We start from the raw sequence: 23,202 nt of genomic DNA, 5'->3' as shown, positions 1-23,202 counted from the left end.
CCGGGGAATCAGCGGGACAGCACGACGAACGCACGCCCGTCGGGGAGGATCCGCTCGACGACGGGTCCGAGCCGGCCCGAGTCGTCCCACGAACGCTCGCTCACCCGCAGCCCGGCGGCCTCGGCCACCTCGTCGATCGCCTCGGGCCCGAGCACGGCCCAGGGGAAGCGGGTGTGCGGCGCGTCGGTGTGCTCCCCGCTCTCGTCGACGTCGTCGCGCTCGAGGTGCGCAGCCCCCCGCCAGAGCCCCGCCCCGGGCTCCAGCTCGAGCAGCACGGTCCCGCCGTCGGTGAGCAGGTCGCGGCACCGGCGCAGCAGGGCCACCGGGTCGCCGCCGATGCCGATGTTGCCGTCCGCGAGCACCACGTGCTGCCACCGGCCCTCGCCGGGCAGCCGTTCGAAGGCGTCCCGGTGCAGCACGGCCGCCCCGCGCTGCAGGCACCGCTGGATGGCCTGCACCGAGACGTCGACGCCGAGGGCCGGGATCCCGCGGTCGGTGAGCGCGACGACGAGGCGGCCCGGGCCGCAGCCGAGGTCCAGGGTCGCGCCCGAACATCGCTCCAGGAGCCAGGCGTCCAGGTCGTCCGCGTCGTCCTGCCAGCGCTGCACGGCCAGCGGCAGCACCACGCCGTCGGTGCGCACGAGGCGGTGGGAGAAGCCGGCGAGGGCGGCGTCGAACACGGTCGCGGTGACGGCGGGCCCGTCGGCGAGACGTTCGCGGGCGGCGTCCACGACGGCGAACGGCTCGGTCATGGGGCTGATCGATGACGTCACGGGCGGGTCCCTCCGACTGCACCGGTGGTCACGGGTCCGAGGAACTCCTCGACCGCACGGGCGAAGCGGCCGTGCGGCGCGAGGGCGGCCACCGCGGCGGCGTCGGCGGCGGTGTCCACGTCCGACAGGGCGTCGAGTTCGGCCACCGCGTCGGCGCCCAGGGCGTCGTGCAGCGCGGCGAGGGTGCGGGCGCCGGTGTCGTCGCGGGAGGTCGGGATGCCGGCGATGATGGCGGCCCGGCGGGGGTCGCGCAGGGCCATGGCCCACCAACCACCGTCGTGGGCGACCCCGAACGCGGCCAGCGCGGAGGTCTGGACGTGCCGCAGGGCCGCGTCGAGCCGGGCCGCGTCCAGCTGCGGGGTGTCCATGCCGACCTGCACGGTCGCGGCACCCGGGTAGAGCGCCGCGGTGTCGGCGTGCGCGGCCTCGATGCGCTCGCCGAGCGAGTCGCCGCGCTGCCGGACGACGGTGTGCCCGGCCACGGCCGCGGCGATCTCGTCCCCACGGACGGCGTCGGCGAGGTCGCCCTCGAGGGCGACCACGACGCGGGCGTTCGGGACGGCCGCCGCGGCGTCGAGGGTGTCGAGGAGGGCCGCCGCAGCGATCCCCGCCGCGCCCTCCGGCGTCGCAGGCGGGGTGAGCCGGGTCTTCGCGCGCCCGGGCACCGGTGCCTTCGCCAGCACCAGCACCACCCGGGCGACCGCGGCGTTCCCCGTCGCTCCGCTCGCCACAGAGCGATTTCCCGTCGCTCCGCTCGCCCCTGCCACGTCGTCCTGCATGATCGACGCGTTCGCAGCCGGGCGCGTCATCGGTTCACCCGGATCGACGCGCCGTGCGCGCGGGTGCGGGCGAGGGCCTTCGTCATGTCCCGGACCGCTCGTGCGGTGCCGCGCACCGAGCCGGAGACCTTCGACCGGCCGCCGCCCCGGGGCCGGTAGGCGACGTCGACCTCGCGGATGGTCCAGCCGGCCGCGCCGGCGCGGATGAGCAGTTCGAGCGGGTAGCCGAAGGCGCGGTCGGTGATCCCGAGGTCGAGCAGGGCCTGCCGGCGGGCCACGCGCACCGGCGCGATGTCGCGCACCCCCACGCCCTGGACCCGCATCAGCCCGGACAGCACGAGGTTGCTCATCCGTGCGTGCCACGGCCAGACCCCGCGGGAGGCCGGGACGCGCCGACCGACGACCAGGTCCGCGTCGGTGTCCAGGAGCATCCGGACCATCGCCGGCAGCTCGGCCGGATCGAGGGACCCGTCGGCGTCGATGGTGGCGACGACCTCCGTGCGACTCGCCTCGAGCCCGGCGTGGACGGCGGCGCCGTAGCCCTTGCGGGCCTCGTGGACGACGAGCGCGCCCCGGCGTTCCGCCAGCTCCGGGGTGCCGTCCGTGGAGCCGTTGTCCGCCACGACCGCGTCGAACCCCTCCGGCAGCGCGTCGAGCACCGCGGGGAGGGCCTCGACCTCGTCGAGGCACGGGAGAACGACATCGACACGACCGCTCACCGTGGTCACGCTATGAGGTCGCTTCCGAACGCGCACAACGGGGTTGACTTCCCCAGGTCCACCGTGAAGCCGACGTGAGTTCCCGCCGTTCGGGTCACCTCGTCCCGCCGTGCGGGCCCTGCTCACCGCGGACAGACGTCGGCTTCGTACTCTGCGTGGCGATGAGCACGGTGCTCGGGCCGACGCGCCCGCAGGACGACGAGGTCCCCGGGACGCCGGAGCGTCGCGGTCCCCGGCTGCGGGGCGACCTCGTCGCCGTCGCCCTGGGCTGCGCGCTCGTGGCGGCGTCGGCGCTGTACGGGTGGAACCGCATCGACGCGGGTGTCCCGATCCTCGTGGGGTGGCCGCCGGTCCTGGCCGAGTGGATGCCGCACTTCGCCCGCGGCGGGGTGGCGGCCGTCGTCGTCGCGGTCCTGGTCGTGACGTTCGGGCCCACGCTCGCCGCCCGCCTGCGCTGGGGCGCCCTGCTGGCGGTCACCTACCTCGCCGCGGCCGCGTGGACGTTCTCGCTGGCGCTGATCGACGGCTACCAGGTCGGGATCGTCGACCGGCTGACCACGCCGACGGAGTACCTGGTCGAGGTCGACCGCTACCCGGGCCTGGTGCCGTTCCTGACGACCTTCGCGGACCGGATCGTCGGGATGACCCCGGACACCCTGGTCACGCACTCCTCCGGGCACCCGCCGCTCGCGACGCTGGTCTACGTCTGGATCGCCGACCTGTTCGGGGTCGGCGGGGAGCCGGCCGGGCTGGTCACGCTGTTCGTCGGTGCGTCGGCGTCGGTGGCCGTCGCGGTGACGATCGGGGCGCTGGGCGGGCTGCGGTGGGGGTCGCAGTCGGACCTGCGGTCGGCCTCCGAGGCCGGCCGGGCGATCGCGCGGCGGTACATCCCCTTCGGCGTGCTGTTCCCCGGCGCGGTGTGGGTCGGGGTCTCGGCCGACGGCCTGTTCGCCGCCGTGTTCGCCTGGGCGGTCGCGTTCTTCGCCCTCGGCGCGGTGCGGCGCGGGGTGGGCGGATCGCTGCTGTGCCTGCTCGCCGGGCTGGTCTTCGGCGCGTCGCTCTTCCTGTCCTACGGGCTGGCCGCGGCGGGCCTGCTGCCGGTGGCGGTCGCGGTGCTCGTGCGCCGGTGGTGGCCGCTCGCCGTCGCCGCGGTGGGGGTGCTGGTCGTGGTCGGCCTGTTCCACCTCGGCGGGTTCTTCTGGTTCGACGGGTACACGCAGGTCAAGCTGCGCTACTACCAGGTCGGCGAGTACGGCCTGCTCCGGCCGTACCGCTACTGGGTGTGGGCGAACCTCGCGGCCCTGCTCCTGGCGCTCGGGCCCGCCGTCGTGGCGGGGCTGCGGCGCACGGTGTGGTGGCCGCGGCGCGCACCGGTGGCCCTGCTCGCCCTGGTCGCGGCGGCCCTCGTCGCGATCGCGGTCGCCGACCTCTCGGGGCTGTCGAAGTCCGAGGTGGAACGCATCTGGCTGCCGTTCGGGACGTGGCTGGTCCTGGCGTGCGCGCTGCTGCCGGTCCGCTCCGCGCGGTGGTGGCTCGCGGCGCAGGCGGTCCTCGCGCTGCTGGTGAACAGCCTGCTGCTCACGACCTGGTAGGTCGCCGCGCCAGGATTCAGGCCCCCGCCTCCGGAACGAACGGCACTCTCGCAGCTTCTACGCGAGCGAGAGTGCCGTTCGCTCGGGATCGCGGGGCCCGGATCCGCCGTCAGGAACGGATCGCCGCGCGCAGGGGATCCGTGGCGAAGCGCGTGATGCCGTCGGCGAAGGTCACCTGTGCGCGGAAGCCGAGGAGATCGGCGGCCCGCGCAGGGTCGGCGGTGACGTGGCGGACGTCGCCGGGGCGGGCGCCGCCGACGATCTCCGGGGCCGGGCCGTCCATCGCCTCGGCGAGCTGGCCGGCGAGGTCGGCGATGGTGCGGACCTCGCCCGAGCAGACGTTGAGCGGCGTGCACGTGCCGGCGGGGGTGGTGTCCTCGGCGGCCTCGAGGGCGGCGACGTTCACGGCGGCGACGTCGCTGACGTGCACGAAGTCGCGGCGCTGCCGACCGTCCTCCATGACCTGCGGGGCCTCGCCTCGCTCGAGCGACGAGCGGAAGATCGACGCGACCCCGGCGTACGGCGTGTTCTGCGGCATCCGCGGGCCGTACACGTTGTGGTAGCGCATCGCGTACACGCGACCGCCGGTCGCGCGGGACCAGGCGACGGCGAGGTGCTCCTGGGCGAGCTTCGTCGCGGCGTAGGTCGACCGCGGTTCGAGGGCGGCGTCCTCGGGGATGAGCTCGCCCTGCAGGTCGCGACCGCAGACCGGGCACGGGAGGTCGTAGCGCCCCGCGTCGACGTCGGCCTGCGTGCGTGCGGGCGGCGGTTGCACGCCGTGCTCCGGGCAGGAGTAGCGGCCCTCGCCGTAGACGACCATCGAGCTCGCCATCACCAGCCTCCGGTGCCCGGAGCGGTACATCGCGGCGAGGAGGACGGCGGTGGCGACGTCGTTGTTCTCGGCGAACGCGGGTGCGTCGTTCGGGTCCACGCCGTGCCCGACCATCGCGGCCTGGTGGCAGACGGCGTCGACGTCGGGCAGGAGGCGGTCGAGCAGGTCGGCGTCGCGGACGTCGCCGCGCACGAGCTCGTAGCGGTCCGCCCACTCCGGCGCCTTGCCCTCGGCGTGGGCCTGCGGGAGGAGGGCGTCGAGCAGCACCGGGGTGTGGCCGCGCTCGGCGAGCAGGTCGGCGATCGCGGAGCCGATGAACCCGGCACCGCCGGTGAGGAGGACGCGCACGGCGGTCACGGTAGGCGTTCGCCGGGGCGCGGCTAAGGTCTGGGGTATGGAGCACCCGCAGGCGACCGTGTCGATCGAGAACGGTCCCATGGGCGGCGGCGACGACCTGCTCGGTCGGGCGCTCGTCGTCATCGTCGACGACCGCATCTCGACGGGTGAGGTCACCGACACGACCGGTCCGCTGGTCACCGAGCTGCTCGGCGAGGCCGGGCTGGTCGTGGACGGCACGATCGTGGTGCCCGGCGAGTCGGTCGCGATCCGCAACGCGCTGAACACGGCCGTCATCGGCGGGGTGGACGTCGTGATCACGGTCGGCGGCACGGGCGTGTCGCCGCGCGCCGTCACCGCGGACGCCACCGCCGGTGTGCTCGACCGGCCGATCCCGGGCATCGCCGAGGCGATCCGTTCCTCCGGGCTGGCCGCCGGAGCCGTCGACGCGGGACTCTCGCGCGGGCTCGTCGGCGTCTCGGGGTCGACGCTGGTGGTCAACCTCGCCTCCTCGCGCGCGGCCGTGCGCGACGGCATGGCGACCCTGACCCCGCTCATCGCGCACGTCATCGCCGAGCTCTCCGGCCTGGAGGAGAACTGACCGGCCCGGACCGCGCGGAGACGGCCCGACGTAGGGCCCGCGAGGCCCTCTTCGGTCCGACGACGGCGGCCAGCTCCGACGAGCGCGACGACGCCGACCGGGCCCGCGAGGCCCCGCGGGACGCCTACGCCGACGAGCGCCCGCCGCACCACGACCGCGCCTGACCTCCACGGGCCCGCCGAGTGCGACGTGGGCAGGTCCGGAGGCCCCGGGACCTGCGCGGTGTCGCACTCGCGGGGATCGACCCTCACCGCAGCGTCAGCGTGACCTCCTGACCGATCGTCGCCGCGGCCACGCGGGCGGCGACCGGGCCGGGCAGGGCCACCACGACGACGGGGCTGGTCGAGCGGTCCTCCCCGGGCAGCACGGCGAGGACGCGGGCGCCGGACGCGAGCACCGCCCCGCCGTCGCGCCCGGAGCGGGCCCCGCCGACCACGTCCACGACGGCACCGGGCCGGACGAGTCCGGCGAGGGCCGGGTCGGCGAGGCGCAGCGGCACCCCGGCGGCGTCCGGCGCACCGGCCGACGCGCGGGCGGACTCCGGGCCGAGCATCCGCACGTCGGTGAGCACCTCACCGGCGCGGACCCCACCGACGAGCCGGCCGCCGACGGCCGCGTCCGGCCCGGCCAGCGCCCCGACCGGCACAGTCCCGGGCGGCCGGCTGACCACCGCGACATCCTCCGCGACCAGCTCCGGCCCGGGTACGAGATCGCGGTTCGCCACGACGACGGGCGACCCGGCCACCTCCGGCGACGCCGCCCCGAGGACACCGACCACCACCGCGAGCACGGCCAGCACCCCGGCCGCCACCCGGCGCAGCAGCACCGCACGCCGCCAGCCCACGGGCAGCCGCACCCGCCGCACCCGCCGCACCACGGAGCCGCCCACCCGTCGCCCTGACCTCACGAACCCGACGTTAGGGCCGAGAACGCACCCACCGGGCGGGACGATCACGGCCTGTGGACAATGGGCGGTGACGGCACCGGTCGTGGATGACCGGGGTCAACGTCAACCGCCGGACGCGCGAAGGGGCTGCACCCGAATGGCCGTGGTGCTCGTCCTCATGGCCTGTCTGGGCAACGCCCTGGCCCTCACGCTGCAGCGCAAGGCCGCGCAGGACAGCGCCCGACAGCGGGGTCGCTCCGCCGGGTCGTTCCGCGACATGGTGCGTCGCCCGCCGTGGCTCTTCGGCATCGTGATCTTCGGCGGGGCGGTCGTCTGCCAGGTGCTCGCGCTGCAGCTCGGCTCCATCTCGCTCGTGCAGCCGGTGCTGGTGATGGAACTGCCGTTCACGCTGCTGGTCGGGTGGTGGATCCTCGGCGGGGCGCTGCGCGCCTACGAGTGGTCCGCGGTGGCCCTGATGAGCATCGGGCTGGTGGTCCTGCTCGCGACGCTGCGCCCGCACGGCGGGGACGCCCTCGCGGCCGGGAACCTGCGCTGGATCCTCGGCACGCTGGTCACCCTCGTCGCGCTCACGGTGTCCGTGTGGATCGCGCGGACCTCGCGCGCCGTCGGGAAGGCGGCCTTCTTCGGCATCGCCGCCGGGATCGGGTCCGGGTTCGTCGCCGTCATCATCAAGGCGATGGCCGACGCGCTCGCCGTGGGCGGGATCCCGGAGGTCCTGGCCACCTGGCAGAGCTACCTGTTGATACCGGTCGGACCCGTCGCGTTCTGGACGTTGCAGAGCGGGCTGCGCGCCGGCCGGTTGCTCGCGAGCCAGCCCGGACTGACCCTCGGCAACCCGATCCTCGCGTTCCTGTGGGGCACCGGGCTGCTCGGCGAGGAGATCGCGGGCGGCTGGTGGCTGCTCGGCGGCGTGATCGGGACCGGCCTGCTCACCGTGGGTGTCTTCCTCCTGGCGCGGTCCCCGGTTCTCGCGGCGCAGGAAGGCACCCCGACCGCCTCCCGGACGAGCAAGGACCCGTCGGGGCGACGCGTCGTGTAGGTCGTTCACTCGAACGAGTGAGACATCCGATCCAAACCTGATTCGAGGCAACGCGCGACGAACGGGCGCGTCTCTCGTTGTACGAGGCACGAGGCCATCGACCGCTGGGGAGCGGGTCGCGCTTCGTGGAGGTCCGGGTCGGTGACTCGGGGTCGTCGACCCGGACCACTCTCCTCAGGCGCTGCTCTTCGCCGGCGCCGACGACGATCCCGAGCCGGACGAGCTGCCCGACGTCGAGGCCGACGTGGACGACGACTCGGACTTCGAGGACGACCCCGAGTCCGACGACTTCGACTCGGACGACGAGGACGACGAGCCCGCGGACTCCGAGGACTTCGACTCGGACGAGGACGACTCCGAGGACGAGCTCGACGAGGACGACCCGGACCGGCTGTCGTTGCGGTAGAAGCCGCTGCCCTTGAACACGATGCCGACCGAGGAGAAGACCTTGCGGAGCCGTCCGCCGCACACCGGGCACTCGGTCAGCGACGGGTCGGTGAACGCCTGGACCTGCTCGAACCGGTGGTCGCACTCGGTGCAGGCGTAGGGGTAGGTGGGCAACACGCGCTCCTGTCTTCACCCGGGGGGTCGCGGCGAGTGTAACTGGCACTCACCCACTGCGAGTGCCAACAACGCCACACCTCAGGCTGTTCCGATCAGACCGGTCGACGGGCGCCACACCGCGTGGACCCGGACGTCGTGCGGCTCGACGGGCAGGTCGGGCAGCAGCTCGGTGTCCCCGACCACCGCCACGATCACCGCCGACGGCGAGGCCAGCGGCAGCGAGCGGTCGTAGTGCCCGCCGCCCCGCCCGAGCCGCACCCCGTCGGGTGCGGCGGCGAGTGCGGGGACGACGACCACGGAGGCGTCCGCGATCGCGCCCGGCCCGACCCGGCGTCCGGACGGCTCCAGCAGGCCGTGCGGGCCGGCCTGCAGGTCGCCGCGGTCGGTGAACCCCGCCCAGTCCAGGGGCGCGTCCCCGACCACCACCGGCAACAGCACCCGCCGCCCGATCGCGACGGCCGCGTCCAGCATCGGCAGCGCGCCGTTCGGGGCCGCACCGGGTTCCGCGCGCACCGGCACGTACAGGCACACCGGCCGCCGCGGATCGGTGCCCAGCGAGTCGAGCACCCCCGGCAGCGCCGCGGCCAGGTTCGCGGCGTCCTGCCAGCGGGCGGCGTCGGGGCGTTCCCGACGACGGGTGAGGAGCTGCGTGCGCAGCTCGGCCTTGGTGGGGCTCACGGCGACATCACTCCACCGTCCCGGACACCTCCGCCGGCCCCTCGAGCACGACCGCGCCGCGCACCGTGGTCGGGCCCGTGAACGTGACGTCCCCGCGCACCTCGAGCCGCTCGGCGTCGATCAGCGACGGCGCGCCGGCCGGGAAGCGGGCCTCGAAGTCGGCCAGCATCCCGAAGTGGGCCTTGTCGAGCGAGACCACGGGGGGCTGGGCGTCGAAGTGCGGCACCATCGTCCCGTCGTCGCGCAGCTCCCAGAGGTCCGAGCGGGCGACGAGCAGGTCGTCGGTCGTCTTCACCGGCGCGAATCGGGTGCGCGGTACCTCAAGCGCCCCGGCCCCGTCGATCGACGACACCGCCGCGCCCATCGCCGTCTCCAGCTGGATCACCTTCACCGACCCCTTGTCGGTGGGGTCGACGGTCTTGCGGTTGACGATCAGCGGCAGCTCCGGGGCGGCCGGGTCGGCCTCCTGCAGCGCGGTGATCGCCTGCAGGTCGAACCAGATGTTGTTGGTGTTGAAGTAGTGCCAGCGCGTGAGGTCGCCGAACGAGGGGTCGCCGTCGGGGACCTGCGCGGACTCGCGCAGCACGAGCTTGTCGCCGCGCATCGCGAGGTGCCCGCCCTTGCGGTCCGACTCCGTCCCGCGCACCACCTCGAGCAGGAACGGCACCTCGTGCTCGGCGAGCCATGCGGCGATCCGCGGGTCGGGGCGGGCGCCGAGGTTGTCGGCGTTGGAGACGAAGCACCAGCGCACACCGGCCTCGAGCAGCGCCGCGGCGATCCCGCTCGCGGCCAGCGCGGTGTAGATGTCGCCGTGCCCGGGCGGGCACCACTCCAGCTCGGGGTTCGCCGGCCACTCCACCGGCTCCCACGACTCCGCGTCGAGCTTCGGCTCGATCCCCTGCAGGAAGTCCAGCGGCAGGCCCTGGTCGGCCAGGCCGTCGTGGGCCGCGAGCCGCTCCAGCGACGGCGGGCGCGTGGTGGGGGAGTCCATGAGCAGCAGCGGCAGCCGCGCGCCGGTCGAGGCCCGCAGCGCGAGCGTCTGGCGGGCGATGACGTCGAGGAAGCTCTGACCCGGCTTGATCTCCAGCGTCGACTTCGGCCCCTCCAGGCCCATCGACGTGCCCAGCCCCCCGTTCAGCTTCACGACGGCGAGCCGGTCCAGCACCGCGCGCGTGGTGCCCGCGTCGGGCTCGGGGAGGTCCTCCAGGCGCGGCAGCGGCTCGACCGGCGAGAGCTCGTCCCCGGGCACCTTGCCCGCGTCCGGGTCGGCCAGCTGCTGGAGGCGACGGCGGAACGCCGCGACCTCCATGGGGTGCGCCCCGGCCTTCTCGAGCTTCTCGACGGCGGGGTGCTCGCTGGTCATGCGCTCTCCGGTACTCGGGGTGGATGGTCCACGGTGGCGGTCCGAGGGGGTGACGCCGAGGCTAGCGAAGGGGTCCGACACGCCGGAGAGGGTGCGTCGTTACCCTGCTCCGGCCCTCCTCCGGGGGACTATGGGTCCGTGAGGACCGTGGATGCCCAGCTGCGACGGGTGCTCGACGCCGCCGTGCGCCCGTCCCCGATCCGGGTCGCCATCTCGGAGGCCCAGGGGCTGCTGTGCGCCGAGGAGGTCGTGGCCGACCGGGCGCTGCCCGGGTTCGACCAGGCCGCCGTCGACGGGTTCGCCGTGCGCGCGGTCGACGTGCGCGCCGCCGACGTGGAACCGGTCGAGCTGCCCGTGGTCGGCGAGGTCGCGGCCGGTTCGCGCCAGGCGCACCGGCTCAGCCCGAAGCAGGCCGTCCGGGTGGCCACCGGCGCCCCGCTGCCCACGCTCGCCGACGCCGTCGCCCCGCACGACCACACCGACGACGCGGGCCCGTCGAGCCGTGCCCGGGTCACCGTCAAGCGCCCGGTCGCGAGCGCCGAGTACGTCCGCCGCACCGGGGAGGACGTCGCGCCGGGCGACGTGGCCGTGCGCCGGGGCGTCGTGGTCGGCCCCGCGCAGGTCGGGCTGCTGGCCGCGGTCGGCCGGACGAAGGTGCTGGTCCACCCGCGGCCGCGGGTGTCGGTGATCGCGGTCGGCGACGAACTCGTCGACGTCGACCGCACGCCCGGCCCGGGCCAGATCGTGGACGTGAACTCCTACGCGCTCGCCGCGGCCGCGCGCGACGCGGGCGCGGAGGTGACGCGGGTCGGGATCGTCGGCGCCGACGCGGGGATCGTCCGCGAGGCCGTCGAGGCCCGCCTCGGGATGTCCGAGGTGGTGCTGGTGGCCGGCGCGGTCGGCGGCGCGCACGGCGAGGCGGTCGCCGCCGAGCTCGCCGAGCTCGGCCCGGTGGACACCAGCCGGGTGGCGATGCACCCCGGCAGCGTGCAGGGCTTCGGGCGTCTCGGACCCGACGAGGTCCCCACCTTCCTGCTGCCCGCGAACCCGACGTCGGGACTGGTGGTCTTCGAGATCCTCGTCCGCCCGCTGATCCGGCTCGCGCTCGGCCGCCCGGAGCTGCACCGCCGGGAGGTCACCGCCCGCCTGCTCTCGCCGGTGGCCTCGCGTCCCGGCCGTCGCAGTTACGTCCGCGGCCGGCTGCTGCGCGACCGCTCCACCGGCGACTACCTCGCCCAGCCCCTCGGGACGGCGGGTTCGCACCTGCTGTCCTCGCTGGCCGAGGCGAACGCGCTCATCGTGCTCGACGAGGACACCACGGACGCCGGGCTGGACACCCCGGTCCGGGTGGCGTTCCTGTCCCCCCGCTAGCGCACACTGACCGGCGTGGGATCGCCGATCTGGGGAGGCGCCAGGCCCACCGGCCGGCACCCCGGATGGCCGGACCGGTTGCGCGCGCTGCGGGTGCCCGCCGGGGTCGTGACGCTGCGCCCGGTGCGGTTCCGGGACGGCCGCGAGTGGTCGCGGCTGCGGCTGCGCGACGAGGCCTACCTGACGCCGTGGGAGCCCATGCCCCCCGGCCGCTGGGCGGACCACAACGCCCTCGCCGAGTGGCCTGGGCGCTGGGGCACGCTGCGCGCGATGGGTCGGGCGGGGACGGCGCTGCCCTACGCGCTGACCGTGGACGGCCGCTTCGCCGGCCAGGTCGTCGTCGGGAACATCGTCCGTGAACCCCTGCTCTCGGCCTACGTCGGCTACTGGGTCGCCGAGGAGCACGCGGGCAAGGGTGCGACGACGGCCGCGGTCGCCCTCGCGGTCGACCACTGCTTCTCCCGCGTCGGGCTGCACCGCGTCGAGGCGACCGTGCGCCCGGAGAACGTGGCGAGCCTGCGGGTGCTCGCGAAGCTCGGGTTCCGCGAGGAGGGGCTCCTCAAGCGCTACCTCGAGGTGGACGGCGACTGGCGCGACCACGTGGTGCTCGCGGTGACCGCGGAGGACGTGCTGCCCGACGGCCTCGTGGGCCGGCTGCTGCGCGCCGGCCGGGCCGAGCGCGCCTGACCTGCGGCTCCTCCGCAGCGCTGACGGGCCGTCACGACGCTCGACCGGCGCTTGACCACCCACATGGCCGAGCTGCTTCCGGGTTTGACCATCCCGTCGAGTGGTCACGGGCTCGCGGACCCCGGCGAACGCGTCCCTCACTGGAGGGTGATGGTCACGGTTCGCACACGACACGCCGTCGGATCTGCGGGGCGGATGGGACTCGTGTGACTAGCGTGGCGAGCGGCTGGAGGACGGGTTCACGGGTCGGGGAGGTGGACGGGTGCCGAGTTCATTGGTCTTCGCCGCGCTGGTGGTCGCGTGGCTCGCGGTGCTCGTCCCGGTCGTCGCCCGCCGGCGCCAGATGGTGCCGCGGCCGGCCGACGCCGACCTGAGCGCGCGGGTGCTCACCCGCCCGGAGCGGTCGTCGGGCGGCGCTGTGACGGGGGATGAGGAGGTCACGATGACCAGCACGGACGAGGCCGTCCACGAGGTGGAGCGCGACGAGGTGGAGCCGGCCCCGGAGGGCCGCGTCCTCGACCGCGCGCGCCGGGCCCCGGAGGTCGACGACGACCTCGAGCCGGAGGCGTACGACGACGCGTACGAGGACGACCTGGCCGACGAGGAGACGGAGTACCGCCCGCGGGCCTACCGGCCCGGCCGCGGCGGCTTCGACGCGGAGGCGGCGGAGGCGGCGGCCCACGCCCGCTACGCGTTCCGCCAGCGGGTCGCGCTCGGTCTCATCGCCGTGGCGGTGCTCGCCGCGCTCGCCGCGCTGGTGGTCTCGACGACGCTGTGGTGGCTGGTCGCGGCGACCGTGGTGGGGCTTGCCGGCTACCTCGTCTTCCTGCGCCGCCAGACGCGGATCGAGGACGAGCTCCGTCGTCGCCGGTCCGCGCGGCTCTCCGGCGAACGCCGCGCGATCGAGGCGCGCCGGGAGCGGCAGGTCGAGCACGAGGAGCGGCTCGCGTCGGTCGAGCACTGGGGCCGCTACGAGTCCGGCGAGTACGAGGTCCCCGACCTCCCCGAGGCCCGGCACGGCGACGACGACCGCGACCTCGACGAGCTGGACGTCCCCGAGCCCCGCTGGATCGCGCCGCGCACGCCCGCACCGGACGTGCCCGAGGGCACCGAGCTCGTCGGCGACACCGAGGACGACCCCGCCTTCTGCGACCTGGCCGACCTCGAGGACGCCCGCCGCGTCCACGCCTACCGCCGGGGCGCCTGAGACCCGCCGTCGGGAGGACCCCGCCGCTGCCGCTCTCCCCCGACGGCGGCGTCGAGGAGTCCTCCCGACGGCAGGATCACCGCCGCGCCCCCGGGTGATCCCGCGGCCGGGGCGGTGGCGTAGAGTTCGACCACGTCGGGGCTGTGGCGCAGTTGGTAGCGCGACTCGTTCGCATCGAGTAGGTCAGGGGTTCGATTCCCCTCAGCTCCACCCAGGGACGACGACCCCCGCCGGGACTCCGGCGGGGGTCGTTCCATGTCTGCCGTGTTCGCGCCCCGGACGGACCAGCCCGGGTTGCCGATCGGGCGAATCTGGTTAGCCTCCGACACGATGTCCGCCTCCCGACCGATGGGTCGCCTCGCCTCGCTGTGCACGGCTGCCTCGTCGGTCGAGTGGTACGACTTCTTCCTCTACGCGACCGCCTCCGCCGTCGTGCTGGGCCCGGCGTTCTTCTCCCCGCTCGGCGCCACCGGCCAGACGCTCGCCAGCTTCGCGACGTTCGCCCTCGCCTTCGTCGCCCGCCCGCTCGGGGGCATCCTCTTCGGCCGCATCGGCGACCGCGCGGGACGCCGTGCGGCCCTGGCCGGGTCGACGATCGCGATGGGCGTCGCGAGCGTCCTGGTCGGCCTGCTCCCGGGCTACGCGACGATCGGTGTGGCCGCCCCGGTGATCCTGGTCGTGCTGCGCCTCGTGCAGGGGCTCGCGCTCGGCGGGCAGTGGGCGGGGTCGGTGCTGCTGCTCACCGAGAGCGCCCCGGCCGGACGACGGGGCTTCTGGGGCAGCATCGCCCAGCTCGGCTCCCCGATCGGCGGGATCGTCTCCAGCGGGCTGTTCTTCCTGGTCGCCGCCGTGATGCCGGCCGCGGCCTTCGCCGACTGGGGCTGGCGCATCCCGTTCCTGGTCAGCATCCTGGTCGTCGGGCTCGGCCTGGTGCTGCAGCGCCGGATCGAGGAGTCGCCCGCGTTCACCACCCGCGAGGCGCCGCCCCGGGCCCCGGTGGTCGAGGTCCTGCGGCACTCCTTCGGCACCGTCCTGCTGGCCGCCGGTCTGTTCGTCGCCGCCAGCGCGAGCCTGTGGGTGTACGTCACCTACCTGCTGAGCTACCTCCCCGCCGAGCTCGGCACCCCGCGCACCACCGCCCTGCTGGTCCTCACCGTCACCCAGGCGTTCCAGATCCCCGGGATCGTCGGCGGGGCGACGCTGTCCGACCGGTTCGGACGACGGCGGGTCTACCTCACGGCCGCGATCGCGTCGCTGGTCTGGGCCGTCCCCGCGTTCCTGCTCATCGACCACGCGGGGACTCCCGGCCTGGTCGTCGCCCTCGCCGTCGCGCACCTCGTCCTCGGCGCGATGTACGGCCCGCTCGCCGCGCTCTACACCGAGCTGTTCGCCGCGCGGGTCCGCTACTCGGGGGCGTCGTTGGGCTACCAGCTCGGCACCGTCCTCGGCGGTGGGCTGGCGCCGATCATCGCGACGGCGCTCTTCGCCGCCACGGGCTCGTCGCTCGCGATCGCGGCGTACCTCGTCGTCGTCTCGGTGATCACCGTCGTCGCGGCGGTGCTCGTGCGCGGACGGTCGGGAGAACCTCTTCCCGACGACGGGGCCCCGGCCACCGAGCGCTTCGTGCGGCCGGACGCGCCGGGGGCCGCCCGGGCGCCGGGTGACGATGCGGCGTCACTGCCACTGGATGACAGCAACGACGCTCCGCTGCCACCCGGGAACGGGCGGCGGCGCAGCGTGCGGACCCGGCTGGTGGCGCTGATCGCGGTCCCCACGGTCGTCGCGGTCGCGCTGGGCGTCGTCGGAGTCACCGGGGCCGTCCGGTCGGCCGCCGCGTACGGCCGGGTCGCGGCCCAGGCCGACCTGGCGGCCGCCGTCACCACCACCGCGGTCGCGCTCGACGACGAGCAGGCCACCGCGGCCGCCTACGTCGCGTCCGGCCGCGCTCCGGCCCTGCGCGGGCCGGCGGCCGACGCCCAGCGCCGCGTGGACGTGGCCTCGGCGGACCTGCGCCGCCGGGCCGATGCGGTGTCCTCCGACGCGGGCACCGCGGCCTCCACCCGCACCCGCCTCGACCAGGCCCTCTTCCGGATCGACGCCCTCCCCGCGCTGCGGGCCTCGGCCCTGTCCAGCGCGGTCCCGGCCGGCGTCGTCGTGACCCGCTACGCGGCGGTCGGCGCCGACCTCGCCGCCGTCGAGGACGAGGTCGGCCAGGCCGCGGCGGACCCCGAGATCGGCGCCGGGGTCCGCGCCCTCGGGGCCCTCTCGCGGGCGCGCGCCGAGCTCGCGACCGAGCGCGCCCTCCTCGGCGCCGCCTACCTCGCCGGCGGCTTCGAGCCCGGCGGGTCGCAGGCGCTCGTCGACGCCGACGCGGCCCGGACCGGGTACACCGCCCAGTTCCGGGCCGCCGCCACCGAGGCGCAGGCCCAGACGTACGACGACGTCGTCGCCGGGCCGCAGGTCGACCAGACCGAGGCCGTCCTCGACGGCGTGCTGCCCACCGGCGCCACCCCGGGCGGGCCCGCCGCCGCGCGCAGCTGGGACGCGGCGTCGTCCGGGACGCTGGACGCGCTGCACACCGTCGAGTCGTCGGTGGTCACCGGGGTCGGCGACCGCGCGCGGGACCTGCGGTCGGGGCAGATCACCACCGCCGTCGTGGCCGGGCTCGTCGCCCTCGCCGTCGTGATCATCGTGCTGGTGGCGACGATCCTCGTGGTCCGGTCGCTCACGCGGCCGCTGCGCGCGCTGCGCCGTGGCGCCCTGCAGGTGGCCGACGACCGGCTGCCCGGCCTGGTCACCCGGCTCGGCTCGGAGGACCCGTCGCGGGTGGACACCACCGTCGAGCCGATCGACGTGCGCTCCGACGACGAGATCGGCGAGGTCGCCGCCGCGTTCGACGAGGTCCACCGCGAGGCCGTCCGCCTCGCCGCCGCCGAGGCCCGGCGACGGCGGGCGACCGGGGCCCTCGTCGTGAACCTCTCGCGGCGCACGCAGTCGCTCGTCGAGCGGCAGATCACCCTGATCGACGACCTCGAGTCCGGCGAGGACGACCCGGGGCGCCTCGGCGACCTGTTCCGCCTCGACCACCTCGCCACCCGCATGCGGCGCAACGGCGAGAACCTCCTCGTGCTGGGCGGGGAGGAACCGCAACGGCGCTGGACCCGGGTGATGCCGCTGCTCGACGTGCTGCGCGCGGCGGCGTCCGAGGTCGAGCAGTACGAGCGCGTCGAGGTCCGCGGCATCCCCGACGTCTACGTCGCCGAGGACGCGGTGAGCGACCTGGTGCACCTGCACGCCGAGCTGATCGAGAACGCGACGGCCTTCTCGTCGCGCACCTCGCCGGTGCGGCTCGGCGCCACGGTGCTGAGCGACGGCACGGCGCTGATCGAGATCGCCGACCGCGGCATCGGGCTGGCCGAGGGCGAGCTCGAGGCGCTGAACGAGCGCCTCACCGTCGCGGGCGAGCCCGACGACCTCGGCCCGGACGCCTCGCGGCGCATGGGCATCGTCGTGGTCGCCCGCCTCGCGGCCCGCCTCGGCGTGCGGGTGCGGCTGCGCCGGGGCGACGACGCCGGGGTGACGGCGGTCGTGTCGGTCCCGTCCCGCCTGGTCACGGCCACCGCGCCGGAGCCGGCCCCGGCGCGTGAGGGGGCCCCTCGGCACGCCGGGGCCACCGGATCCTCCCCTCAGGATCCCGTTCCCGACGGTGGAGCGGGCTGGTTCGGCGGGCCGGCCGCGAGTGAGCCGGACGTCCAGCCGCAGGACACCGGGACGCGCCCGTTCGCCCCGACCGCCGACGGCACCACCGCCGAGGGCCTGCCCCGCCGCCGGCCCGGCGCGAACCGGGTGGCGGCCGAGCGCGACGAGTCCGCCCCGCTCGCGCCCGCCGCGGCCTGGGACCGCACCCCGACCGCCGTCCGCCACCGCTACGCCGGGATGCAGCAGGGCCGGGCCCGCGCCGGCACCGAGACCCCGCCGCGCGGGACGCCGAGCCCCACCCCGAGCCCGCGACCCCGCGTGGAGCTGCGGGAGACGCCGAACCGGTCCGCCGCGGCCGTCGTCGCGGACCCGCAGGCCGACGGGCTCACCGCCGACGGGCTGCCCCGACGCAGCCCCGGCGCCAACTACGTCCCGGGCAGCGCCCCGGAGTCCCTCGACGCGCCCACCCTGCAGGTGCCCGCCGAGGACGCCGAGCCCGCCGCGAACGCCGGAAACGCCACGTCCGAGATCGACGGTCCGGCTCCGCTCCGCTCTGCGTCCTGGGACCGCTCCGCCGACGCCGTCCGCGCCCGTTTCGCGGGATTCCAGGCCGGGCGGGCCCGCGCCCGCACCGAGCGACACCAGGAGGCCACATGACCGCGCCGACCGACCTCGACTGGCTCGTCACCGACTTCGTCGACCGCGTCCCGGGCGTGGCCCACGCGGTCGTGGTGTCCTCCGACGGCCTGCCGATCGCGCGCTCCGCCCACGTCCCCTCCGAGCGCGCCGACCAGCTCGCCGCCATCACCTCCGGTCTCGCGAGCCTGACCGGCGGCGCGGCGAAGGTCTTCCAGGGCGGACCGGTGGACCAGACGATCGTCGAGATGCGCCACGGCACGTTCCTGGTGACCGCCGTGTCCGACGGCAGCTCGCTCGCGGTCCTCGCCGCGCCCGGCTGCGACATGGGGCTGGTCTCCTACGAGATGGCGCTCCTGGTCGACCGGGTCGGCCACGGTCTGAGCCCGGCGGCGCGGCCCTGACCCGATGACCGACCCCGACCCGCGGACCCTCGTCCGCCCCTACACGCTGACCGGCGGGCGGACGACCGCGTCCTGGCCGCCGGAGACGGTCGTGTCCGCGGTCGACGCGATCCCCGAGCCCCGGCGCCCGCGGTCGGCGGCGGGGACCCTTCCCGACGACGAGCTCCGGCGCCTCGCCGGGCTCGTCCGCGGCCCGGTGTGGCTGCCCGGGGACGTGGGGTTCGCCGAGGAGCTCGCGTCGACGTACTCGGCCGTGGAGCACCGGCCGCGCGTCGTGGTCGGGGCGCGGGACAGCGGGGACGTGGCCGCGGCGGTCGCGTTCGCGGTGGAACGCGGGCTGCCGGTCGCGGTCCAGGCCACCGGGCACGGCGCCGTGCGGCCCGTGGACGACGGGGTGCTGGTCTCCACCCGGCGGATGCGCGGCGTGCGGGTCGACCCGGACGCGCGCACCGTCACCGTCGGCGCCGGGGTGGTGTGGAGCGAGGTGATCGCCGCGGCCGGCCCGTACGGCCTCGCGCCGCTGTGCGGCTCCGCGCCCGGCGTGGGGGTCGTCGGCTACACCCTGGGCGGTGGGATCAGCCCGCTCGCGCGCACGTTCGGCTTCACCGCCGACCACGTCCTCGCGGCGGAGGTGGTCACCGCCGACGGGACGGTCCGGCTCGTCGACGCCGACCACGAGCCCGAGCTCTTCTGGGGCCTGCGCGGCGGCAAGGGCAACCTCGGCGTCGTCACCACCCTGGTCCTGCGCCTCTTCCCGATCGCGACGATCACCGGTGGCGGGCTGTTCTTCGACGGCTCGCGGGCCGAGGAGGTGCTGCGCGCCTACCCGCGCGTCACGGCCGGGCTCACCGAGGCCACGACGACGTCGTTGTCGTTCTCCCGGCTCGGCCACCGCACCCGCGGCGGGACGCTCCCGGCCGTGCACCTGCGCGTCGCGCACCTGGGGCCCGGCGCGGACGAGGCGCTCGCCGGGCTGCGCGCCCTGGGCCCGGTCCTCGACACCGTCACCGAGCTGCCGTTCTCCGCGATCGGCACCATCCACGACGACCCCACCGAGCCGGCCGACGTGTTCAAGCGCGGGCTGCTGCTCGCGGACCTCGCGCCCGGTGCCGTCGAGGCAATCGCGAGGGCGGTCGGTCCGGACGTCGGCGAACCCGTGGCGAGCGTCGAGATCCGCCACCTCGGGGGCGCGATGACCCGTCGTCCGGAACCCGACAACGCCGTCGGCGGGCGGGAGGCGACCTACGGCGTGTTCGTGGTCGACACGCACGCCCGCGCCGACCGGGTCCGCCGGCTGGTCGAGGCGCTGCAGCCGTACTCCACGGGGGCCGCGGTGAACTTCCTCGGCACCGTCACCGAGTCCGACGTCGTCGCGACCGCCTGGAGCCCCGGGGACTACCGGCGGCTCGCCGCGCTCAAGGGGCGGGTCGATCCGGACGAGGTGTTCAGGTTCGGCTACGCGATCCCGGTCCCGGAGGACGACGGCCGTCCACCGGAGGCCGCCGCGATCGTCGCGGCCGCGCGCCCGTGGCGCTCGATCGCCGAACTCGCGGCGGGGACGCGGCTGCCGCTCGGGGTGGTGCGCGTGCTCGTCACCGACCTCGCCGACGCGGGCCTCGTCCGCGTCCACCGTCCCGGCACCGGGGCGGACACCGACCAGCTGGAGAGGGTGCTGCGTGGACTCCGCAGGCGGCTCTGAGCAGACCGTCACCGCCCTGAAGGTGGTGGTCGCGGGCGCGTTCGGCGTCGGCAAGACGACCTTCGTGGGCGCCGCGTCCGACATCACCCCGCTGCGCACCGAGGAGGTGATGACGGCGGCGAGCGTGGGCGTCGACGACCTGTCCGCGACGCCGGACAAGCAGTCGACGACGGTCGCGATGGACTTCGGCCGCCTCGACCTCGACCCCGGTGACACCGAGGCCGCGGGCGCGCTGCCGCTGTACCTGTTCGGCACGCCGGGGCAGTACCGGTTCTGGTTCATGTGGGACGAGCTGTGCCGCGGGGCCGTCGGCGCGGTGGTCCTCGTCGACACCCGGCGTCTCGTCGACTCGTTCCCGGTGCTCGATTACTTCGACCGCACCGACCTGCCCGTGATCGTCGCGGTCAACGGGTTCGACGGCGAGTTCCCGCACGGTCCGGAGGCGGTGCGGGAGGCACTGACGCTGGACGCCGCCACCCCCGTCGTCACCTGCGACGCCCGCGACCGGCACTCGGCCACCGAGACCCTCGCGCACCTCGTCGGGCACGCCCTGACGGTGCGCGGCGGGGCGACCGGCCGGGAGCCGCAGCGGGTGGAGAGCTACCGCGCCTCGACCGCCGAACGGGAGGGAGTCACCCGATGAGCCTGGCCGCACGGACCCTGGAGCTGCTGCGCGACGAGGGCGTCGACCGCGTCTTCGGCAACCCCGGCACCACCGAGCTGCCGCTGCTGCGCGAGCTCGCCACGACCACCGACCCGTCGTACGTGCTGGCCCTGCAGGAGTTCTCCGCGGTCTCGGCCGCGGACGGCTACGCGCGGGGGACCGGTCGCCCGGCGTTCGTCTCGGTGCACGCCGTGCCCGGGGTGTCGAACGCGCTGATCGGCATGAACAACGCGCGCCGCTCGCGCACCCCGCTCGTGATCACCGCCGGCCAGCAGGACCAGCGCTTCCTGCGCGACGCCCCGATGCTCGGCGGCGACCTCGTCGGGCTGGCGGCGCCCGCGTGCCTGACCGCCGAGGAGGTGCACACCGGCGCCGACCTGCTGCCGCTGCTGCGCCGCGCCTTCGCGCGGGTGCGCCGCCAGCCCTCCGGCCCGGCGTTCCTGTCGATCCCGATGAACCTCCTCGCCGCCGACGAGGACGTGCCGGTGCCGTCGCGCATCCCGGCTCCCGACGCCGGGCCGTCCCCGGCCGTCGAGGAGGCCGCGGCCGTGCTCCGGTCCGCGGAGCGTCCGGCGATCCTCGCGGGCGACCGGGTCGGCGCGACGCGGTCGGTCGCCGAGCTGACCGCGCTCGCCGAGGCCCTCGGCGCCACCGTCTACCCGCAGCCGCAGTACGAGTACGTGAACGCGGATTCCGAACACCCGCTCACGGCGCCGTCGCCGCACTTCACCGGCACGGAGATCGCGAAGGCCCTGGCCGGGCACGACGTGCTGCTCGTTGCCGGAGCCGCGATCCGCCCGCACGTGTGGACCCCCGAGCGGCCGATCCCCGACGGCGTGCGGGTCGTGCAGCTCGACGACGACCCGGCCGAGATCGGGCGCTCCTACGACGTCGAGGTCGGGCTGGCCGGGTCGGTCGGCGCGACGCTCGCGGCGCTCACCGCGCTGCTCCCGGGCCGCGAGGCCGATCGTGAACGAGGCGCCCGGATCGCGGAGACCCTCCTCCGGGAGCGGACGACGTGGCGGGACCGGGCACGCGCCGGGGTCGACGCCGGCGGGCCGCTCGACCCGGCGTCGGCCGCCCAGGCGGTGGCGGACGCGGTGGCGCCCGGGACGGTCGTGGTCGAGGAGGCCCCGACGACAGGCCCCGCGCTGCGGCGCGCCCTCGTACAGCGGGACGCCGGCGACTACCACAACTCCAGCGGCAACGGAGGTCTCGGCTGGGGCGCCGGGGCGGCCGTCGGGCTCGCGCTGGCCCACCCGGACCGGCCCGTCGTCGGGTTCCTCGGGGACGGCTCGGCGATGTTCGGGGTGCAGGGGTTGTGGACCGCGGCGCGCCTGGGCGCGCCGGTCACGTACGTCGTGGTCGACAACGGCGGCTACCGGGCGGTGTCCGACGCGCTGCCGCCCGGGTTCGAGGGCACCCGGCTCGGCGGGGTCGACTGGGCGGGGCTCGCCCGCTCGCTGGGCCTGCACGGGACCGCGGTGGAGCACGGGTCGGAGATCGGCCCAACCCTCGCGGCGGCGCAGCGCTCGGGCGAGCCGTCGCTGGTCGTCGTCCGGATCCGCGGGGGAGCGTCGTGACCGCCCGCTGCTTCCGCGAGGTCGACGTGGCGCAGGTCCGGCGCCCTCGATTCCTGCGTGTTGTCGCACTCGCGGCGGTGGCGTTCGTCGTCGTCCTCCTCGCCGGGTGTTCCGCGGCCCCGACCGACGGGGCGCCGGAACGGACCCGGATCACCGTCACGAGCCTGCCGATCGTCGACGTCGCCCCGCTCTATCTCGCCCAGCAGCAGGGGTTCTTCCGCGACGCCGGGCTGGACGTGACGATCAGGCCGCTGACGTCCTCGCCGCAGGGGTTCGCCGGGCTCGCCGACGGCAGCGTCGACATCGTCGCGGGCGCGAACTACGTGACCTACCTCGAGGCGCAGGCCCGCGGCGACGCCGACCTGCGGGTGGTCTCCGAGGCCGCGCTGGCCTCGCCCGACCTGGACCAGGTCGTCGTCGGGCCCCGGTCCGGCATCCGGGACGTCACGCAGCTGGCGGGACGCACCGTCGCGGTGAACACGCCCGCGCCGAACATCCAGACCCTCGCCCTGGACCGCGTGCTCGCGGCGCGGGGCGTGGGGCCGGTGCGGTACGTGACGATGCCGTTCGCGCAGGCCGTCGGCGCCCTCGGGGCCGGCACGCTGGACGCGGCGTGGCTGGTCGAGCCGTTCGTGACGCAGGCCGAGCAGGCGGTGGGCGCGCTGCCCGTCGTCGACCCGTGCAGCGGCCCGACCGCGGCGCTCCCGCTCGACGGCTACTTCACCACCTCGCGGTTCGCCGAGCAGTTCCCGCGCACCGTCGCGGCGTTCCGGGCCGCGCTCGCGCGGGGGGCGGCGGCCGCGGCGGACTCGCGGGCGACCACGGCGGTCCTGCCGACCTACGCGCCGGTCGACGGCCCGACGGCGACCCTGATCACGCTGCCGAACTATCCGACGACCGTGCAGGCGGCCCGCATCCAGCGCGTGGCCGACCTGATGAGCGCGGCGGGCATGATCGACCGGCGCCTCGACGCGGCGTCGCTGATCGCGGGGTGATGAAGGTGTCCGGTTCCGACGAACGCCACTGGGGTCCGTGGCCGGGGGAGGTCCCGCTGTCACGGGCGTCCGCT

General features: G+C 75.7%; 20 protein-coding genes, 1 tRNA gene and 1 pseudogene. 14 read left to right on the top strand and 8 right to left on the bottom strand.

The window, feature by feature from the left end:
- Positions 1 to 8 precede the first annotated feature (8 nt).
- From QRT03_RS30460 to QRT03_RS30450, 3 genes are all read right to left on the bottom strand, one after another.
- The gene (locus QRT03_RS30460) at positions 9 to 752 is read right to left on the bottom strand and encodes a class I SAM-dependent methyltransferase (RefSeq protein WP_286056928.1); all 744 of its coding nucleotides are present in this window, start codon (positions 750 to 752) and stop codon (positions 9 to 11) included.
- Positions 753 to 769: 17 nt separating this feature from the next.
- A complete protein-coding gene (locus tag QRT03_RS30455) occupies positions 770 to 1,504 on the bottom strand; it encodes a TIGR04282 family arsenosugar biosynthesis glycosyltransferase (RefSeq protein ID WP_286056927.1) in 735 nt (244 codons plus the stop codon).
- A gap of 74 nt (positions 1,505 to 1,578) precedes the next feature.
- Entirely contained in the window at positions 1,579 to 2,271 is a 693-nt protein-coding gene (locus QRT03_RS30450) for a glycosyltransferase family 2 protein (RefSeq protein WP_286056926.1), read from the bottom strand.
- Positions 2,272 to 2,432: 161 nt separating this feature from the next.
- Between QRT03_RS30450 and QRT03_RS30445 the strand changes: the two genes are divergently transcribed.
- Positions 2,433 to 3,863 carry a hypothetical protein gene (locus QRT03_RS30445; RefSeq protein ID WP_286056925.1) on the top strand — a complete coding sequence of 477 codons (1,431 nt, stop codon included), beginning with the start codon at positions 2,433 to 2,435 and terminating at the stop codon, positions 3,861 to 3,863.
- Between the two features lie 109 nt (positions 3,864 to 3,972).
- Here the strand turns inward: QRT03_RS30445 and QRT03_RS30440 are convergent, their stop codons facing one another.
- Entirely contained in the window at positions 3,973 to 5,043 is a 1,071-nt protein-coding gene (locus QRT03_RS30440; protein ID WP_286056924.1) for an NAD-dependent epimerase/dehydratase family protein, read from the bottom strand.
- A gap of 88 nt (positions 5,044 to 5,131) precedes the next feature.
- On the opposite strand from QRT03_RS30440, the gene QRT03_RS30435 reads away from it, so the two are divergent.
- Entirely contained in the window at positions 5,132 to 5,632 is a 501-nt protein-coding gene (locus tag QRT03_RS30435) for a MogA/MoaB family molybdenum cofactor biosynthesis protein (RefSeq protein WP_286057018.1), read from the top strand.
- Positions 5,633 to 5,879: 247 nt separating this feature from the next.
- Here QRT03_RS30435 and QRT03_RS30430 read toward each other — a convergent pair whose 3' ends face one another.
- On the bottom strand, positions 5,880 to 6,539 hold the full coding sequence (locus tag QRT03_RS30430; RefSeq protein ID WP_286056923.1) for an SAF domain-containing protein: 660 nt from the start codon (positions 6,537 to 6,539) through the stop codon (positions 5,880 to 5,882).
- A 136-nt stretch (positions 6,540 to 6,675) separates the two neighbouring features.
- Between QRT03_RS30430 and QRT03_RS30425 the strand changes: the two genes are divergently transcribed.
- Together QRT03_RS30425 and QRT03_RS32125 are read left to right on the top strand one after the other, a co-directional pair.
- Positions 6,676 to 7,578, top strand: a complete 903-nt coding sequence (locus tag QRT03_RS30425) for a DMT family transporter (RefSeq protein WP_286056922.1) — start codon at positions 6,676 to 6,678, stop codon at positions 7,576 to 7,578.
- A 244-nt stretch (positions 7,579 to 7,822) separates the two neighbouring features.
- Entirely contained in the window at positions 7,823 to 7,984 is a 162-nt protein-coding gene (locus QRT03_RS32125; RefSeq protein ID WP_345783318.1) for a hypothetical protein, read from the top strand.
- 14 nt (positions 7,985 to 7,998) lie between these two features.
- On the opposite strand, the pseudogene QRT03_RS32120 reads toward QRT03_RS32125, so the two are convergent.
- From QRT03_RS32120 to QRT03_RS30410, 3 genes and pseudogenes are all read right to left on the bottom strand, one after another.
- A pseudogene (locus tag QRT03_RS32120) lies at positions 7,999 to 8,142 on the bottom strand (FmdB family zinc ribbon protein); the annotation flags it as partial.
- Positions 8,143 to 8,220: 78 nt separating this feature from the next.
- Complete coding sequence (locus QRT03_RS30415; protein WP_286056920.1) at positions 8,221 to 8,820, bottom strand: 5-formyltetrahydrofolate cyclo-ligase; 600 nt, start codon at positions 8,818 to 8,820, stop codon at positions 8,221 to 8,223.
- Between the two features lie 7 nt (positions 8,821 to 8,827).
- Positions 8,828 to 10,183 carry a UTP--glucose-1-phosphate uridylyltransferase gene (locus QRT03_RS30410; protein WP_286056919.1) on the bottom strand — a complete coding sequence of 452 codons (1,356 nt, stop codon included), beginning with the start codon at positions 10,181 to 10,183 and terminating at the stop codon, positions 8,828 to 8,830.
- A gap of 138 nt (positions 10,184 to 10,321) precedes the next feature.
- Between QRT03_RS30410 and glp the strand changes: the two genes are divergently transcribed.
- The 10 genes from glp to QRT03_RS30360 all read left to right on the top strand — a co-directional run bounded on the left by glp (position 10,322) and on the right by QRT03_RS30360 (position 23,128).
- Positions 10,322 to 11,554, top strand: coding sequence for a molybdotransferase-like divisome protein Glp (glp, locus tag QRT03_RS30405; RefSeq protein WP_286056918.1), 1,233 nt, complete (start codon positions 10,322 to 10,324; stop codon positions 11,552 to 11,554).
- A gap of 15 nt (positions 11,555 to 11,569) precedes the next feature.
- Entirely contained in the window at positions 11,570 to 12,241 is a 672-nt protein-coding gene (locus tag QRT03_RS30400) for a GNAT family N-acetyltransferase (RefSeq protein WP_286056917.1), read from the top strand.
- Between the two features lie 262 nt (positions 12,242 to 12,503).
- Positions 12,504 to 13,448 (top strand): divisome protein SepX/GlpR, encoded by a 945-nt coding sequence (sepX, locus tag QRT03_RS30395; RefSeq protein WP_286056916.1) that lies wholly within the window; start codon positions 12,504 to 12,506, stop codon positions 13,446 to 13,448.
- Positions 13,449 to 13,585: 137 nt separating this feature from the next.
- Positions 13,586 to 13,658, top strand: a tRNA-Ala gene (locus QRT03_RS30390).
- A 120-nt stretch (positions 13,659 to 13,778) separates the two neighbouring features.
- On the top strand, positions 13,779 to 17,804 hold the full coding sequence (locus QRT03_RS30385) for an MFS transporter (RefSeq protein ID WP_286056915.1): 4,026 nt from the start codon (positions 13,779 to 13,781) through the stop codon (positions 17,802 to 17,804).
- Positions 17,801 to 18,187, top strand: coding sequence for a roadblock/LC7 domain-containing protein (locus tag QRT03_RS30380; protein WP_286056914.1), 387 nt, complete (start codon positions 17,801 to 17,803; stop codon positions 18,185 to 18,187). The genes QRT03_RS30385 and QRT03_RS30380 overlap by 4 nt, the downstream gene beginning before the upstream one ends.
- A gap of 4 nt (positions 18,188 to 18,191) precedes the next feature.
- Entirely contained in the window at positions 18,192 to 19,886 is a 1,695-nt protein-coding gene (locus tag QRT03_RS30375; RefSeq protein WP_286056913.1) for an FAD-binding protein, read from the top strand.
- Complete coding sequence (locus QRT03_RS30370) at positions 19,864 to 20,529, top strand: GTP-binding protein (protein ID WP_286056912.1); 666 nt, start codon at positions 19,864 to 19,866, stop codon at positions 20,527 to 20,529. Before QRT03_RS30375 ends, QRT03_RS30370 begins: the two co-directional genes overlap by 23 nt.
- Entirely contained in the window at positions 20,526 to 22,133 is a 1,608-nt protein-coding gene (locus QRT03_RS30365; protein ID WP_286056911.1) for a thiamine pyrophosphate-binding protein, read from the top strand. The genes QRT03_RS30370 and QRT03_RS30365 overlap by 4 nt, the downstream gene beginning before the upstream one ends.
- Positions 22,130 to 23,128 (top strand): ABC transporter substrate-binding protein, encoded by a 999-nt coding sequence (locus tag QRT03_RS30360; protein ID WP_286056910.1) that lies wholly within the window; start codon positions 22,130 to 22,132, stop codon positions 23,126 to 23,128. Before QRT03_RS30365 ends, QRT03_RS30360 begins: the two co-directional genes overlap by 4 nt.
- Positions 23,129 to 23,202: the final 74 nt, after the last annotated feature.

Source organism: Actinomycetospora termitidis, from assembly GCF_030286555.1.
In the GTDB taxonomy this organism is placed as follows: Bacteria; Actinomycetota; Actinomycetes; order Mycobacteriales; family Pseudonocardiaceae; genus Actinomycetospora; species Actinomycetospora termitidis.
Note: the sequence above shows the minus strand (reverse complement) of the source record. Positions and strands in the feature narration are given on the sequence as shown.

Bases quoted from the DNA above. Each gene is read 5' to 3' on its own strand.
- QRT03_RS30460 (WP_286056928.1), bottom strand. From the start codon at position 752: ATGACCGAGCCGTTCGCCGTCGTGGACGCCGCCCGCGAACGTCTCGCC.
- QRT03_RS30425 (WP_286056922.1), top strand. From the start codon at position 6,676: ATGGCCGTGGTGCTCGTCCTCATGGCCTGTCTGGGCAACGCCCTGGCC.
- QRT03_RS30365 (WP_286056911.1), top strand. From the start codon at position 20,526: ATGAGCCTGGCCGCACGGACCCTGGAGCTGCTGCGCGACGAGGGCGTC.
- QRT03_RS30445 (WP_286056925.1), top strand. From the start codon at position 2,433: ATGAGCACGGTGCTCGGGCCGACGCGCCCGCAGGACGACGAGGTCCCC.
- QRT03_RS30385 (WP_286056915.1), top strand. From the start codon at position 13,779: ATGTCCGCCTCCCGACCGATGGGTCGCCTCGCCTCGCTGTGCACGGCT.
- QRT03_RS30435 (WP_286057018.1), top strand. From the start codon at position 5,132: ATGGGCGGCGGCGACGACCTGCTCGGTCGGGCGCTCGTCGTCATCGTC.
- QRT03_RS30380 (WP_286056914.1), top strand. From the start codon at position 17,801: ATGACCGCGCCGACCGACCTCGACTGGCTCGTCACCGACTTCGTCGAC.
- QRT03_RS30375 (WP_286056913.1), top strand. From the start codon at position 18,192: ATGACCGACCCCGACCCGCGGACCCTCGTCCGCCCCTACACGCTGACC.
- QRT03_RS30410 (WP_286056919.1), bottom strand. From the start codon at position 10,183: ATGACCAGCGAGCACCCCGCCGTCGAGAAGCTCGAGAAGGCCGGGGCG.